Genomic DNA, 15,467 nt, shown 5'->3' with positions numbered 1-15,467 from the left:
CGGCGGCGAGGGCCCGCGGGTCCCGCCACCGCCGCCGCTCGGTCACCAGCCGCCGGGTCAGGTCGCCGGCCCGCTCCTCCTGCTCGGCGAGCGCCTCCCGGGCGCCGGCGAGCAGCCGGGACGCGTCCCGCACGTCCCGCCGCGCGTACTCCAGGCGGCCCTGCTCGGCGCTGAGGCGTTTCCGCAGCCGGTCGATCTTGCGGGCGGCGCGTTCGGCGTCCCGCCGCGCGCGCTCGGCCGCCCGGTCACGGCCCCTGATCCAGGCCAGCCCGGCCCGGACGACGCCGTCATCGGGATGCAGCAGGACGGCGGCCAGCGCGCGGGCCTCGTCCCCGGCGTCCCCGGCGTCCGCGAGACGCCCGGCGGCCCGGTCGCGCACCGCGGGGAACCGCTCGACCGCGTCCAGCAGCAGCGGGGTGTGCTCCCTGACCAGCGCGCCGGGGTCGGACGGGAGCCGGGCGGCGGACGGGCGCTCCAGCATCACGAGCGCGACGGCGCGCAGCACCGGTTCGAGCGCTCCCCCGGCGGCGGCGGGTTCGCCGGCGGTCACGCGCCCTCCGCCCACCGGGTGACCTCGGCGAGGACGGGCTCGCAGCACAGCGCGCCGTCCACGGGCTCCAGCGCGCCGAGCACCCGCAGCGCCTCGACCAGGTCGCCTGTCCCGGCGTAGCCGTGGTCACGCAGCGCATCGGGGGTGAGCCCGGGCCAGTCCTCCTCCCCGTAGGCGGTGAGGAGCGCGCCGAGGTCCTCGGCCGTCCCGCGGTCGTCCTCCCGGACGAGGACCCGCCACGCGATGGCCAGGCACGGGTCCGCCCGCATCCCGACCCCGGTGTCGTCCAGGAACGCCGCCGGCCTGCCGCGCACCTGCCGCAGGACGTTCTCCAGCGCCTGGTCGCGGTCGCGTCCGGCGAGGGCGGTGACGACCCGTCCGACCAGCACCGGCCAGCCGCCGGTGCGCCGGAGGAGCTCGCGCTGCCCGGCGTCGTCGGGGAAGCCGAGCGAGTCCTCCAGCATCCACTGCCGGATCGCGGGCGGGTCGAGCCGCCGCAGCGGCACCAGCTCGACGTCGTCGTCGCCCGCGTGCCGGAGCCAGCCGGCGGCCGAGGCGGGACCGGCGACGAGCACCACCGCGAGCGTGCCCTCCCCGGACCGGTCGGCGACCGCGAGCCGCGCCTCGGTGAACCGCCGTTCGAACTGCTCACCGTCCCGCACCGCGTGCAGGTCGAGGACGATCACGTCGTGGCCGCGGTGCCGGCGGGCGCGCAGCACCGCGCTGTCGAACGTCCCCTCCCCCGGCCGGACGACCCGGATCTCCAGGTCGGACCGGCCGGACGGCATCGCCTCCAGCGACGCCACGACCCGCTCGGCGTGCAGCGCCGCCGACCCGGCCACCACGTGGACGAGCCGGCCCGGCCGCAGCAGCCCGGTGATCTGCCCGATGCTGAGCGGCGCCCGGTCCGGCCCGTTCAGGTGCACCATCCGGTAGGAATGCGCGTCGAATTCGTCCGGATCGTCGAAGTCGGCCGCGTTCTCCAGCGCGTTCTCGATCTCCCGGACGCCGCCGAGCAACCGCAGGACGTGCGGGGTGCGCAGCCGGTACCGGCCCTCGTCCACCCCGAGGACGCCGAGGTTGACGCATTCGGCGAGGAGGCTGCGGAAGTCGTCGCCGCTGCAGCCCTCGAACCCCCGCGCCCACCAGTACCGGCACTCCTCGCGCAGCCGCCGCACGGTGAGGGCCTCCCCGGCGCCGTCGCCGAGGGCGTGCAGCGCCACCGTGTAGGCGATGACCTTGTACCGCTTGTCGAGGTCGAGCGTGTAGTCGAACCGTTTCTGGAAGCCGTCCACGAGCTTCTGGTCGCGCCACACCTCCGCCACGTCCGCCGCGGTGATCTCGTACGGGAGGGGCCGGTGGCCCTCCCGCAGCCGGCCGAGCAGCTTCTCGGCGAACAGCTGGACGAGCGCCGGGGCGTTGTTGGCCTCGGCGATCACGCGGGCGGCGAGCGTCTCGGGGAACACGAAGCCGAGCGTGGCGAGCGGCCGGACGAGCAGGTTGAACGCGTCCTGCGGGTCCAGCGGGCCGATCGCGATCGGCTCGCCGAGCTGCGCGAGCGGCTGGTTCGGCAGGCCGTGGAACCGCGCGGTCTGGTGCAGGCCCGCCCACACCACCTTGACGCGGCGGCCGGTGTCCTCCATGAGGGTGCGCAGGGCGGTGACGTCCTCGAAGCGGCCGCCCTCGGCGTCCCGGTTGAGGAAGCCGTCGGCCTCGTCCAGCAGGATGAGCAGTTGCCGGTTCCCGTCGGCGTCCGCCCACCCGCGCACCGCCTCGATCACCTGGTCCCGGCCGGTCAGCCCGGACCGCACGACCCCGGCCCTGGCGAGCCGGTCGCCGAGGATCGGCCACAGCGACAGCGACCGGACCTTCCCGACCGTCTGGATCGTCTCCAGGATCACCGTCCGGTTCGGGTCGGACGCCAGATCGCGTTCGGCCTTGCGCAGCAGCGCCGACTTGCCGAGCTGCCGCCCGCCGAACACGAACGACGGCCCCATCCGGTCGGTGACCTTGCGGAGCTGCTCGGACCGCCCGTAGAACATCTCCTCCGGGACACCGCCGGTCGGGGTGTAGGGGTCGGTGGCGGTGAACGGCGCCATCAGCGCCACCGCGACCGACCAGTCCTGCGGCCGGCACGCCAGGTAGGCGATCGCGGCGTCGTCGAGCACCCCGGCGACCGGCGCCGGGCGGCTGCGGGCGGCCTGGCCGAGCTGCGCGCGGTCGCCCGCCGACAGGACGCCGAAGTAGAACACGAGCACGGTCTCGCCTTCGGGCTGCCCGCCGAGCAGGTCGAGGAGCTGCTGCGGGCCGGGGCGCCCCCAGTGCAGCAGCAGCCGGAGCCGTCCACCGGACGGGCTCTTCTGCGAGCCGAACGCGGGCAGCAGCGCCCCGCCGACCGAGCCGACGTGCCGGACGTCGTCCAGCACGATCCACATCCGGTCGGGGGCCTGGTCGGTGTCGCCCTGCGTCCCCTCCAGCCCGACCATCTTGAGGATCGCGTCGATCAGCGACCGCAGGTTGCCGGGGGTCTTGGCCCGGCCCTCCCGCAGGTTCAGCCACTTGCGCAGCCCCTCCCCCGCGACCCGGCGGGACGCCTCGCGCAGTTGCGGGATGTCGAGGCCCGCCCCGGCGAGCAGGTCGTACAGCTCCGGTTCGGCGACGTCGTGCCCGGCGATCAGGGCGTCCTTCAGCGCGTCGATGTACCCGCTGGTCTCCTGCTTGCGGGCGCGTTTGCCGGTCCGCCGGGAGTGCCGGTGGAACACGTCGGGGAACGCGGGATAAAAACGCCCGAAATCGGGGTTCTCACGCTGTTCCGGGAGCTGTTTGCCGGCCTTCAGCTGCGCGAGGAACTCCCGCGCGGTCGTCAGGTCGCGGGCCTCGATGTGCCGTTCGATGCGCCGCACGTCCGCCTCGCGGAGATTCCCGGCGCGGCGCGCTTCGGCGAGCGCCTCCCGCGCCTTCCGGGCGCTCGCCTCGCAGCACCGCTCCAGCCGGGCGAGCAGCGCGTCGAGTTCGCGTCCGATCCGGTCGAAGTCGTGCCGGTCGCCCGCGATGAGGAGCCGCACCGCCTCCTCGGCCCCGCGTTCCTCGCCCTCGGTGAGCAGCCCGTCCCGCCGCGCCATCGCGACCAGGTCGCGGACCTGCTCGACGCGCTCGTCCCGCGCGGCGCGGGCGCCGCGGACCAGGCCCTCCCGGCGGACCCGCAGCCGCGCGGCGGCGTCGGGGTCGAGCGTCCGCAGGACGGAGACGACCGCCTGCGTGCCGTCGTGATCGAGCCACGCGGCCCGCGCCTGGAACACCTCCGCCCAGTCGGGCGGGCCGGCGTGCGCGACGGACGCAAGGCCGGCCACCGCGACCTCGCCCTCCGGCTCCAGCGTGCGCGGGTTCACCGGCAGGTCGGCGGCCGGCAGCAGGTCCCGGTGCAGGACATGGCCGGCGGGCGGCTCGGTCTCGGGCAGCTCCGCCCCGTCCAGCAGGCCGAACGCGCAGTCGAGCAGGAACCGCGCGGCGTCCGCGGCGGCCTCGCCCACGGTGTCCGCCATCGCGGTGAGCGCCTCGCCGATCTCCCGGCGCCGCCCCGCGATCGCGTCCCGCAACTGCTGCAGCGGCCCCGTCCGCCAGTCGCGGTCACCGGACGCGGCGTCCTCATGCTCCTTGACCGCCACCGCCCACTGGCCGGCGGTGCTGAGCGCGCCGTCGATCCACGCGTGCAGCTTCGCCCGCGCGCCCGCGATGATCGGCTTGCCCTTCTGGGGGTCGTTGACACGCGCGTCGGTCTCGTCGATCAGCCGGTCGACACCGGCACCGCCGCGCAGCCGGACGACCTCCGCCGCCACCTCGGCGGCCCGCGCCGGATCGTCCTCGGCGGCCGGTCTCAGCAGCTCGCGGAGCACACCGTCCGGCAGCAGCAGCGACTTCCACACCTCGGTGGCGCGGGCCAGCTTGATCGTCCGGTGCGGCGCCTCCTCCAGCAGCCGCGCCGCCTCCCGGGCCGCGGCGCCGCGGGCCCGCGCCAGCTCCGCGGCACCGCGGAGCTGGCCGTCCATGCCGGGGCTCAGGTACAGACCGGCCCGTGCCGCCTGCGTGAACGCCTCACCGCACTCCCTGAGGACGGTATGCCGCGACACGACCACGTTCAGGTTCTCCACCAGCCGGGTCGCCTCCGGATGCACGAGCCCCGCCCGGATCGCGGCCGCCCACGCCAGCAGCCCGCCGGCGGGGTCGTCGGCGAGCGCCTTGGCGTCCAGCTCCCGGGCCGCGGCGGCGAACTCCGCCGACAGCGGCCCCGCGAACACCGCCGTCTCCGGCGCGAGCGCCGCGCACCAGCGCGCGTTGACCTCGGCGTCCGGCCGCCCGGCCGCCCTGCGCAACCAGCCCGCGAGCCCGAACCGCCGGGCGTTCAGCGCCGCGGCCTCCGCCTCGTCCGGCTCACCGGCCGGCTCCGGCTCGGCGGGTCCGGGCTCCGCCGGCACCTCCTCGGCCGGAGGCGTCCCGGCGCCGGCGTGCGGTTCGGCACGCGGACCGGACGGCTCCGGCGGGGGTTCGGTGCCCGCGGGAACCGCTTCTTCCAGGAAGGCGTCGAGAGCCCTCAGCGCGGCCTCGTCCTCCCGGACGGTCTCGACCGCGGGCGCCTGCCGGGGAGCGGGCACGCCGGGCACGCCGGGATCGTCCACCGCGCGGGTCTCCGCCTCGCGTTCGGGTTCCGGCTCGGCCGGTGTCCGCGCGGGGGCGGGCTCGCCGGGGTCGGCGCCGATCGCGAGCTCCCCCATCAGCGCCACATCGATGAGGCGGTGCCAGCGCTCCGGCAGCTCCGCCCGCGCCCGATCCGCCAGGGCCGGGGCGCGCAGCCGGTCCTCCGCACGCACCTCGATGAGCTCGGCCAGCACGGTCAGGCCGTCGCTCTCATCCCCGGCCTCGGCGGCCTGCCGCACCTCCGCCAGCAGGCCGGCCACGACGTCCGGCCCCTCGATCCCCCGCAGCGCACGCACCCGGTCGTCCCGCAGGCCCGCCTCCGCCGCGGCCTTGACCGCGGCGGCGAGAGCGGCCAGCTCGGCGGGGCGCTCGCCGGGGGCGGCGGTCTCGATCCGCGCCCGGAGCCCATCGAAGTCGGCGGCGGCACATTGGAGGAGGATCAGGTCGCCGTCCTCGGGCCGATGCCCGTCCCGCAGGAGCACGGCGGTGCGCTCGGCCGCGTCCGCCGCGCTCTCGAACCGGCCGCGCAGCTCGTCCAGCTCCACGGCGAGCTCCTCGGGGCCGGGCACGGGCTCCGCCGCGCCCCCGGCGGCGATCTTCCCCAGCTCCAGTACACCGGCGGGCCGCGCGGGCAGTTCGGGATGCTCCTCCCTGACCGCCTCCCACACGGCCCGCGCGCCGGGCATCCTCTCCACCGGCTCCGCCGCCAGCAGCCCGAGCGCCACCACCGCGAGCGGACGGTCCGCCAGCACGACCCGCACCAGCCCCCAGCGCACGAAGGCCGCGGGCACGCCCCATCCGAGGAGGACCCGCAGGCCGGGGGCCCGCTCCAGCACCTCCGCGGCCGTGTCCGCGACGAGCAGCTTCACGCAGTCGTCCGGGTCGAGCCCCTCCGAGTTCCCGAAGCCGTGCACGAAGAAACCGCCGAGGAGCTGCCGCAGCGGGTTCCGGCGTCTTTGCTCGCCGTGCCGCATGGTGCGCAGCACCAGCTCAGGCGCCCTGGCGGGCATCTTCTTCCCGCCGCCCAGCCGCACGATGTCGAGCACGGCCCGCACCAGCTCGGGCGGCCCCAGCCGCAGGACCTCCCGCACGTCCTCGGCCGACAGCAGCGCCAGCGCCACGTCCTCAAGCTCGGTCAGGTCACCGGCCCGTGCACCGAGAGCCCCGAAGGGCGCGGCCCCTTCATGACACTCATCACATCGAAACCCCTGGCCCATGTCGCCCCACCCCTCACCGTCCGAACACTGTGTGATCAGCCGATGACAAAGTAACGCGATCTTTCATCAGTTGCCATCAAAACGCAAACTTGATGTTGATCGAGTTCACATGAATACCACTCTCCGGCCCCCGCCATCGACCCGCTGACCAGGGCCGGCGGGCTCTGCCGCCACCACGCGGCCACTAGCGGCCACATGGGGGACAATTCCCACCTTGTCCGACCTTGCCGGACCGATCGGCCGCCCCATCTTCTCTCCGGCTGTTAATCTGCGCGTTGATCGGGTTCACGCAACACACGGGCGACGGCCGGACCGCCACGGGCTCCCGGTGCCTCCGCCGCCCCGGCACGGCAGAAAGGGCGGCCCCCGCATGCACGGTCACGGCCGGCGAGCATGACGACGAGCAGACCGCTGACCTCCCGCGACCCCGAGCGGATCGGCGGCCACCACCTGCTCGGACGGCTCGGCGAGGGCGGCCAGGGCGTCGTCTACCTCGCCGAGGACGAGAGCGGCGCCCGAGTCGCCCTGAAGGTCCTCCACGATCGCGGCGGCTCCCGCGACACGTTCCTCAAGGAGATCTCGGCGGCCCGCAAGGTGGCCTCCTTCTGCACCGCGGAGATCCTCCACGTGGACGAGGACGAAGACCTCCCCTACGTCGTCACGGAGTTCATCGACGGCCCGTCCCTCCGCGAACTCGTCGAGGAGAAGGGCCCCCAATCCGGCCCCGCCCTGTACCGGCTCGCGATCGGCACGGCCACCGCGCTCGCCGCCATCCACCAGGCCGGCATCGTGCACCGCGACTTCAAGCCCGGCAACGTCCTGGTCGGCCCGGACGGCCCCCGCGTCATCGACTTCGGCGTGGCCCGTTCCATGGACGCCACCGTGACCGCCGCGAGCACGGTCATCGGCACGCCGTCCTACATGGCCCCGGAGCAGCTCGCCGGCGAAGTGGTCGGCCCCGCCGCCGACGTGTTCGCCTGGGGCGCGACCATCGCCTACGCGGCGAACGGCCGCCCGCCCTATGGCCAGGACACCATCCCCGCCGTCATGAACCGCATCATCACGGGCAAACCCGACCTGGGCGGCCTGGCCGGCCCGCTCCGCGAACTCGTGACCCAGGCCCTGCACAAGGACGCGGCCAAGCGCCCGCACAGCCGCGACATCCTGCTCCGCCTGCTGGAGCACTCCCAGGGCCCGATCTCCGCCCCCGAAGCCCTGGCCCAGGGCCGCGCCCTGGCCATGGCGGACGACGATTCCCTGGCCGACGAACGCACCGCCCGCTGGGCCACCGTCAAACTCCCCACGGCTACCACCCCCGCCAAACGGCCTATGTTCCAGCGCGCGGCTCTGGTGACCGGCGTCCTCGCCGCGCTGGTCCTGCTCGCCGGCACCATGGCGATAGCCGTCACCGGCGACTCGCGCGAACCGCGCCGGACCGCCGCGGCCAGCCCCACAACCCCCGGCACCACACCACGACAAACGTCCCAGCACCACCTGACACCGACCCAGCAGACACCGGCGGGGGCGCCCAGCACCGACGTTCCGGCAACCCCTTCCGCAGTCGCCACCGACGTCCAGGCAGCCGTTGCCCGACGCGGAACTGCCACCTTCAGCGTCGAGGGCGGCATGACCCAAAGCGCCGATAGTTTCAAGGCCCAGGGCAGGCTGCATTATCAGCCCGGCAGGAGCACCAACTACGACCTCACGCTAAGCACCGATCTGGAGGCCGCCTCATACGACGGCTCCGCCGGCCCACGGATAATCCTTCTCGGTGAATGCGGTTACTACCGCGACGATCCCACTTCCTGCCATCCAACAGACGCCGAATCGCAACGCGAGATCAACGATGCCTTCATCTGGACGGCAAGTGAGGTCAGATGGGTGACGTCCCCTTATAACATTGGTGAGCTCCTACAAAAGTCCACGTCCCTCAGACACAACTCCGACGCCGGAACCATCACCTACCGCGGTACCGCGGTAGGTGCTGATCTTGCAGCCGATGGGCCGATATCCCCCTTCTACCAAATGTTCGGCGGAGGACTGACCAAGGTCACCTACACCCTCGTCATCAACCGCGCCCACCTGCCCGAACGCCTCGACATCGACCTGTGGAGCAAGATCACACCAGACCTGACCTACCACTCACTCTACTCCGCCACCTATCGCGACTGGGGCAGCAGTGGAACGATAACCCGCCCCTACTAATGCTCATCTCACGACAGTCCGTTCGGGAAGGTCTCCCTTATGCAGGCTCATGAAGTCGCCTTCTTCAAGCTCATCGAGGGCGAGAAGCAGTTCCAGATTCCGCTGTACCAGCGCACCTACAGCTGGGGGCAACGGGAATGGACGCGGCTGTGGGCGGACGTTCTCGAGCACGTGGAGATCATCGCGTCCGGGGAGGAGCGGACGCCGCATTTCATCGGGTCGGTCGTCCTGGCCCCGGGCACGATGTCGGCGGGTGACATCCAGCGCTGGCTGGTCGTCGACGGCCAGCAGCGGCTGACGACGCTCATGCTCGCATGCTGCGCGCTGCGCGACCGGCTCCGGGACATCGCGTCCCGCGACGCGGACCGGATCCACAAGCAGTACCTCGTCAACGAGTACCGCGACGGCCTGGACCATTTCCGTCTCCTGCCCACCCAGGCCGACCGGGAGGCGTTCACCGCATGCGTGGAGAACCGGACGGGCGCCGGCGGCAGCGACGGCATCGGCGCCGCCTACCGGTTCTTCAAGCAGGCCCTCATCGACTACGACCCCGAAGGCGATCCCGAAGGCGATCCCGAAGCGCTCAGGAGGCTGGAGACCGTCGTCCGCGGCCGGTTGTCCGTCGTCGAGATCACCGCCGAGCAGGGCGACAACGTCTACCGGATCTTCGAATCCCTCAACAACACCGGCGTCAAGCTCAGCCAGACCGATCTGCTGCGCAATTACGTCTTCATGCTCCTGCCGACGATCGGCGAACGGGTCTACGGCAAGATCTGGCTGCCCATGCAGACGGAACTCGGCGCCGACAACCTCGAACTCCTCGCCTGGCTCGACCTCGTCATCCGCGGGGACTACCGGGCCAGGCGGAGCGAAATCTACCGCGCCCAGCAGCAACGGCTGGGTGAGGTCGTCCATCGGGGCGGCGAAGAGGCGCTCGAAGGGGAGATCGCCGAACTCTACCGGCGCGGTCGCCTTCTCATGCGGGTGGTCGAGCCGACGCGGGAAACGGACCCCGGCCTTCAGGCCGTCCTCGGGCGGCTGCAGGAGTGGGGCGGGCAGATCACCTTTCCCATCGCCCTGCACATGCTCGACCTGCTCGACCATGGGAAGGCGACCGCGGCCGAGGTCACCCGCGCGCTCGGCTACGTCGAGAGCTTCCTCGTCCGCCGGATGATCGCCGGAATCCCCACGAACAACCTGAACCGGATTCTCAACAGCGCGCCCAAGGAACTGGAGGAAGACCGGCCGATCGACAAGGCCGTGCACCGCTACCTGTCCGGAGAGCGCCGTTACTGGCCGTCCGACGAGCAGCTCAGAACCGCCATCCGGACGAGGCCGTTCTATTGGTCCGGCCGCCCGAACCAGCGTTTCTTCGTCCTCAAGCGACTTGAGCAGAGCCATCAGTCGAGCGAGCCGGTCGATTTCGCGGCGGCCAGGCTCACGATCGAGCACGTGATGCCGCAGACCGCCACCCAGGACTGGCTGGATCATCTCTCCACGGAAGTGGACGGCGAAGACGGCCCGGCCGAACTTCACGCGGAGCTGCTGCACACCCTCGGCAATCTCACGCTGACGGCCGACAACGCCAAACTGTCCAACCATCCGTTCCAGCGGAAACAGGAGATGTTCGACGCCAGCGCCCTGCGCATGAACCGGGAGATCGCCGAGGCGCCGGGGTGGGGCCGAGGCGCCGGGGTGGGGCAAGGCCCAGATTCTGGCCCGCGCGGAGGCGCTGGCCGAGCGTTGCGTGGCGCTGTGGCCGGCGCCGCTGCCCGGCGGTTCCGACCTTGAGGACGAGCGCCGCACCTGGGTGCTGCTCCGGCGCCTCCTCGCCGAGCTTCCCACCGGCTCGTGGACGACGTTCGGGGACCTGGCCACCGTCATCGGCTCCACCCCCGCCGCCGTCGGCACCTACATGGCGTCCCGCCCCGGGCTGGAGAACGCCCACCGGGTCCTCACCTCCGAGGGGACGGTGTCACCCTCGTTCCGGTGGCCCGACGACCGTGCCGGCGCCCCGCGGGACGTCCTCGAAAGCGAAGGCGTGACCTTCTCCAACGGCGGTGCCGCCGACCCCACCCAGCGGCTGGCGGCCAAGGCCCTCGCGAAACTCATCGGCATGGACGCCCCCGAGGATCCGGAAGACGACTGGGACCTGCTCGCCGACCGCTTCGAAGAGCAGCTCTCCGTCCACGGAGACGAAACCTTCGAGCTGGCCGCGCAGGCGCTCCAGCATTGGGCCGACAGGGGCGGCAACATCGATTTCGGGAGAGGCGCGACCGAGACGAGCTGCTTCCCGTGGCTCGACCGCGCGGACGCCCGCGGCTGGATCTGGCCGGTCGTCTTCTACCCGCGCGGCGCCACCATCGAAGTGGTCTTCCAGCATCTCGCCAAACGTCCCCCGTTCGACGACATGGCGCACCGCGAAGAGTTCCGCCGCCGGCTCAACCGCATCGACGGTGTCGACATCCCCGCGGACCGGCTGACCAAGCGTCCCAGCTTCCCCATCACCGCCCTTTCCGGCGATGGAATGAAATATTTCACCGAAACTCTCGACTGGTTCATGGACGAGGTGGGTACCGCCCGGCCGCCCGAGGAGGCCGCGGCCACCGAGCCGGACGACTCGGAACTCGCCGCGGAATTCCACAGCGCGATGCTGCTCCTCTACGCCCGTACCAAAACCGAAGCCGGCTACAACGCGTCCGCGTTCCTGAGCATGGTCACCGAACACGGCGGTGTGGGCGCGGCCAAACGGCTCCTCGCCTCACCACAGATATCGGACGGCTTCGCCGCTCTCCACGAGCGCGACCGGCTGGACCTCTCCGTGGAGGCCCACGTCACCGATCCATGCTTCACTTCCCTCTTCAGCGAGGAGGAACGGGATCGGGCCGCCCACCGCCTCGCCGAAGCCGGTTACAAGCCCTGACCTCCGCCAGCCTTGGGATGCGAAGGCCGGTGCCGCACACCGGACGGCGTGCCGTCAGCGTTTTTGCATAACGGTCCGGAGTTTGTGCCAGGCGGTGCGGGCCTGGGTGTTCAGGGTCGTGCTGATACGGCGGGCGGTGGGGAATTCGGTGCCGAGGAGGCCGAGGCCGGCGAGGATGGCCACGATGCCGGGGCCCGGCAGGACGAGCATGGCGACGCCCGCGACGATCAGAGCGAAGCCGGCGAGCGCGACGGCGGTCTTGCGCAGCAGGCGGACCGGTGCCCGGCGCCGGGGCTCTGCCCGTGTCTCGATGCGTTCGATCGTGGTCGTCGTCACAGCGTCCCCCTGTCACTCGGCCTTTTGTCTGGGACGAACGACGGTGCCGCCGGGGATCCCGATCCGACGCGATGTGACCAGTCCCATAGCGGACGGCCGGTGCGCGTCGGGGCGGCTAGCATCTCGGTGATGAAGATCCCGTTCGGCGTGGTGCGTCGTGCGCGCGGCCGGCTCGGGCGGGTGGCCGCGCCGGTGTGGAGGCGGCTCGGCGGGCGGGTGCAGTGGCGGATCGCGCGGCTCCGGCATCAGACGTTCCTCGTCTACGCGGGCGGGGTCGTCCGGGACGAGCGGGGGCGGATCCTGCTGCTGCGGCACCGGCTGTGGCCCGGATACCGCGCCTGGGGGCTGCCCGGCGGCTACGTCAACGCGGGTGAGCGGCTTGAGGACGGGGTCGTCCGGGAGGTGCGGGAGGAAACGGCCCTGCGGGTGGAGGTCACCGGGCCTCCGCTGCGGCTGGCCAGCGGTTTCCGGCACCGGATCGAGGCCTACTACGAGGCCCGGGTCGTCGGTGGGCGGCTCGAACTGGACACGGCGGAGATCCTTGAGGCGCGCTGGTTCCCGCTGGACGGGCTGCCGGCCGAGATGTCGCCCCGGCTCCGGAACGTCATCCGCACGCTTGACCTCAAGTCAAGTTGAGGTCACAGGCTGGGGGCATGAGCCTCACCGATCTCGAGCGCGAATACCTGTCCGCTCAGCGCCTCGGGCGCCTGGCCACCGTGGGCCCCAAGGGCGATCCGCAGAACAACCCGGTCGGGTTCGCCTACAACGAGGAGACCGGCACCATCGACATCCGCGGCTGGAACCTCGCCGAGAGCCGCAAGTACCGGAATCTGCGCGACAACGACCAGGTGGCCTTCGTCGTCGACGATCTGGCGTCCGTCCAGCCGTGGCGTGTGCGCGGCGTCGAGATCCGGGGACGTGCCGAGACCGCCGTCGTGGAGGCGCCGGAAGGCTCGCCTTTCGGCGGCGACGTCATCCGGATCCATCCCCGCACCGTTTTCTCCTGGGGCATCGACCCGGACGCCGAGGGCATGGTCAAACGCATCGTTGCCTAGGCGCGGGCGGCCTTCTCCTTGTAGCCGTCCAGGTTCGCGGGCAGCGACCCCGCGAGCGGGCGCAGCGCGTCCAGGAGAAGGTCGGCGTCCGCTTGCGGGAGGCGCAGCAGAGGACGCCGCAGACGGACGCTCCAGCTTCGGACGTCGGGAAACGCTTCGAGCCGTGCCACCAGCGGACGCAGCTCCACGCCCCGCCCCCACGGAGCCAGCGATTCGACGCGCAGATCGCAGCCGCGCGGATACACGCGTTCGGCGAAGCTCACCGGCTCCTCCAGCGGGGAGACGGGGGAGGTGACGACGGCGTGGCCGATGACGCGTCCTCGGTTCCGGGCCGGGTTGCCGAACGCGCCGCGGGTCGCGTAGATGAGGAGGTCGTCGCCTTCGGAAAGGCGGTCGACCTCGGCCCTGGCGGTGGCGGGGAAGGCCGTTCGCTCCTCGCCCAGCACCCACGCGATCGCGTCCCGGTCCCCCAGGATCAGCAGGTAACTCTCGCTCACACGGCCACCGTAGCGGCGGTTCCTCAGGTGCCGGGAAGAGGTTCCTGAAGATCGAACCGGTCGGCGGCGGCGTGGCATTTGGGGCAGCGGGCCGGCGGGTGCTCACCGCGGACGATCTCACCGCAGGCGGCGCACGCCCATTCGGTGGTCAGCAGCGCCATGACGTCCGAGCGGGCGACGACGCCGACGAGGTCGCGTCCCGCCAGCACCGGGACGCGGCGGATGCGCCGCTCCAGGAGCAGGTGGCGGGCCTCCTCGACGTCGGTGTCCTCGGTGACGCTGATGACGCCGGTGGTCATCACGTCGGCGGCGGTCTCCCCCTCGCGGGCCAGCAGGTCGTACTCGCTGACCAGGCCCACCACGGCGCCGTCCGGGTCGACGACGGGGACGGCGCTGATCCGGCGGCCGCGCAGCAGGGCCGCGACATCGGGCACGGGCGCGTCCCGCTCCACGGTGATCACCGGACTCGTCATGATCTCTTTGACCTTCACAGCTGCATCCCCAGAGCCGAACGGGCTTCGCGCACCATCCGGTGCCTCCGCCCATTGTCGTACCGACTAGTAACTTTTGTCGAAGTGCCGTTCACCACATCTGCCGCCGCCCCTCCTCATCCGACGACATGACTCCTTCCCCGCTACCGCCCGGTTGATCCATTCGCCCGCCGGGCACCTCGCGCCGGCCCGGCCGCCGGAAACTCGATCTTGCGGGCGCGGCCACCTCGATCTACAACTGGTAGTACTACTAGCCGTAGAGGACGGATCATGCGTGTTCTCATCGTGGGGGCCGGAATCGCGGGACTCGCCGCGGCCCGGGGGCTGCTCGCCGCCGGGCACGAGGTGACCGTCCTGGAGCGGGCGCCGGCCCCGCGCGACGGTGGCTGCGCGATCGTGCTGTGGTGCAACGGCACGGCGATCCTCCGCGATCTCGGGGTGCGGCTCGGCGGGGCCGGCGAGCGGATCACCGCCATCGATGTGCGCAGCGTCCGGGGGCGCCCGGTGATGACGGTGGACGCCGAACGGCTGCAGGCCCGGTTCGGCGCCCCGGTGATGGGCGTCCGCCGCCGCGCCCTGCACGCCCGGCTCGCCGGTGGACTGCCGGACGGCACCGTCCGGTTCGGCGCCGGCTTCGCCCGCCTCCACGACGACGGCGCGTCCGTGCGGGTCGAGACCGAGGACGGCGCGGAGTACACCGCCGATCTGCTCATCGGCGCCGACGGCATCCGTTCCCGGGTGCGTCCGGCGCTGCTCGGCCCCCGCGATGGCGCGGACGCGCGGCCGACCGGCACCGTCACCTGGCAGGGGTTGGTCCCCGCCCCCTTCGAGGCCGGGTCCCGGTCCCGGCTGTTCCTCGGCCGCCACGGCGACATCGGGCTGAACCCGGCGGGCGACGGCCTGCTGCAGTGGTTCTTCAACATCGCGGGACGGCCGGGCGACGGCACCGACCACCCGGGCCGCACCCTCGCGATGCTCCGGGAACGCTCCGCGAACTGGGCCGCGCCCGTCCGGGAGTTGCTGGCCGCCCTGTCAGAGGACGACTTCGAGTACTTCCCGCACCACCGTCAGCGCGTCCCGTGCCGGTGGGGGCGCGGGCGGTGCGTCCTGATCGGGGACGCGGTCCACACGATGCCGCCCAACCTGGCGCAGGGCGCGGGCCAGGGGCTGGAAGACGTCGCCGCGCTGCTGCGCGCGCTCGGGGACGTCGACGGCGCGTCCCGGTCCGCTCTGGCCGCGGCCCTGCGCTCGTACGGCACGAGCCGCCGCCGGCGGGCGAGGCTGGCCTCGGCGGTGGCCGCCCGGAGCGTCGTGACCAGCGGGCCGCGCACCCTGCTCCAGAGCGAGCCCGCGCTGCGCGCCGGCACGATGCCCGGCGGCGTGGCGACCCGGACCGTCGGGCTGCTCCTGCGGCGCACCAGCAACCGGCTGTCGGCCCCCTGCCCGGCCGCGTGACCGCGCCCGGCACCCGCGCCGGGACCGGCCGGGGCCGGCGGCCGGT

Annotated in this window: 11 protein-coding genes; 6 read left to right on the top strand and 5 right to left on the bottom strand. The window is 72.7% G+C overall.

All coding sequences use genetic code 11. The features are described 5' to 3' along the window. Both AF1_RS28330 and AF1_RS28325 read right to left on the bottom strand, forming a co-directional pair. Positions 1-550: hypothetical protein (locus AF1_RS28330; RefSeq protein WP_409360255.1), on the bottom strand; the 550-nt coding region annotated here is incomplete at its 3' end. Further along, positions 547-6,363, bottom strand: coding sequence for a hypothetical protein (locus AF1_RS28325; protein ID WP_067806028.1), 5,817 nt, complete (start codon positions 6,361-6,363; stop codon positions 547-549). The genes AF1_RS28330 and AF1_RS28325, both read right to left, overlap by 4 nt. A 489-nt stretch (positions 6,364-6,852) precedes the next feature. Here AF1_RS28325 and AF1_RS28320 point away from each other — a divergent pair, with 489 nt between their 5' ends. From AF1_RS28320 to AF1_RS36010, 3 genes are read left to right on the top strand one after another with little or no spacing between them, the layout of a single operon-like run. Next, positions 6,853-8,664 carry a serine/threonine protein kinase gene (locus tag AF1_RS28320; RefSeq protein WP_067806024.1) on the top strand — a complete coding sequence of 604 codons (1,812 nt, stop codon included), beginning with the start codon at positions 6,853-6,855 and terminating at the stop codon, positions 8,662-8,664. A gap of 39 nt (positions 8,665-8,703) precedes the next feature. Next, entirely contained in the window at positions 8,704-10,455 is a 1,752-nt protein-coding gene (locus AF1_RS28315; protein WP_207394196.1) for a DUF262 domain-containing protein, read from the top strand. Beyond that, complete coding sequence (locus AF1_RS36010; protein ID WP_207394197.1) at positions 10,412-11,587, top strand: MGMT family protein; 1,176 nt, start codon at positions 10,412-10,414, stop codon at positions 11,585-11,587. Before AF1_RS28315 ends, AF1_RS36010 begins: the two co-directional genes overlap by 44 nt. A gap of 54 nt (positions 11,588-11,641) precedes the next feature. Here AF1_RS36010 and AF1_RS28310 read toward each other — a convergent pair whose 3' ends face one another. After that, a complete protein-coding gene (locus tag AF1_RS28310) occupies positions 11,642-11,923 on the bottom strand; it encodes a PGPGW domain-containing protein (protein WP_067806021.1) in 282 nt (93 codons plus the stop codon). Positions 11,924-12,052: 129 nt separating this feature from the next. Between AF1_RS28310 and AF1_RS28305 the strand changes: the two genes are divergently transcribed. Both AF1_RS28305 and AF1_RS28300 read left to right on the top strand, forming a co-directional pair. Beyond that, complete coding sequence (locus AF1_RS28305; RefSeq protein WP_067806031.1) at positions 12,053-12,559, top strand: NUDIX domain-containing protein; 507 nt, start codon at positions 12,053-12,055, stop codon at positions 12,557-12,559. Between the two features lie 17 nt (positions 12,560-12,576). Further along, positions 12,577-12,978, top strand: a complete 402-nt coding sequence (locus AF1_RS28300) for a PPOX class F420-dependent oxidoreductase (protein WP_067806017.1) — start codon at positions 12,577-12,579, stop codon at positions 12,976-12,978. Here AF1_RS28300 and AF1_RS28295 read toward each other — a convergent pair. Both AF1_RS28295 and AF1_RS28290 read right to left on the bottom strand, forming a co-directional pair. Then, positions 12,975-13,475: a hypothetical protein gene (locus AF1_RS28295; RefSeq protein WP_067806015.1), complete on the bottom strand. Its 501-nt coding sequence runs from the start codon at positions 13,473-13,475 to the stop codon at positions 12,975-12,977. The two genes, AF1_RS28300 and AF1_RS28295, sit on opposite strands and share 4 nt — an antisense overlap. A gap of 23 nt (positions 13,476-13,498) precedes the next feature. Next, entirely contained in the window at positions 13,499-13,948 is a 450-nt protein-coding gene (locus tag AF1_RS28290; RefSeq protein ID WP_207394198.1) for a CBS domain-containing protein, read from the bottom strand. 288 nt (positions 13,949-14,236) lie between these two features. Here AF1_RS28290 and AF1_RS28285 point away from each other — a divergent pair, with 288 nt between their 5' ends. Beyond that, positions 14,237-15,421: an FAD-dependent oxidoreductase gene (locus tag AF1_RS28285; protein WP_067806008.1), complete on the top strand. Its 1,185-nt coding sequence runs from the start codon at positions 14,237-14,239 to the stop codon at positions 15,419-15,421. The last annotated feature ends 46 nt before the right edge of the window (positions 15,422-15,467 follow it).

It is taken from the genome of Actinomadura formosensis NBRC 14204 (assembly GCF_001552155.1).
Lineage (GTDB): Bacteria > Actinomycetota > Actinomycetes > Streptosporangiales > Streptosporangiaceae > Spirillospora > Spirillospora formosensis.
This window is presented reverse-complemented; position numbering and strand designations above follow the sequence as displayed.

Coding starts and splice junctions, on each gene's coding strand:
- AF1_RS28320 (WP_067806024.1), top strand. CDS start 6,853: ATGACGACGAGCAGACCGCTGACCTCCCGCGACCCCGAGCGGATCGGC.
- AF1_RS28315 (WP_207394196.1), top strand. CDS start 8,704: ATGCAGGCTCATGAAGTCGCCTTCTTCAAGCTCATCGAGGGCGAGAAG.
- AF1_RS28305 (WP_067806031.1), top strand. CDS start 12,053: ATGAAGATCCCGTTCGGCGTGGTGCGTCGTGCGCGCGGCCGGCTCGGG.
- AF1_RS28300 (WP_067806017.1), top strand. CDS start 12,577: ATGAGCCTCACCGATCTCGAGCGCGAATACCTGTCCGCTCAGCGCCTC.
- AF1_RS28290 (WP_207394198.1), bottom strand. CDS start 13,948: ATGACGAGTCCGGTGATCACCGTGGAGCGGGACGCGCCCGTGCCCGAT.
- AF1_RS28285 (WP_067806008.1), top strand. CDS start 14,237: ATGCGTGTTCTCATCGTGGGGGCCGGAATCGCGGGACTCGCCGCGGCC.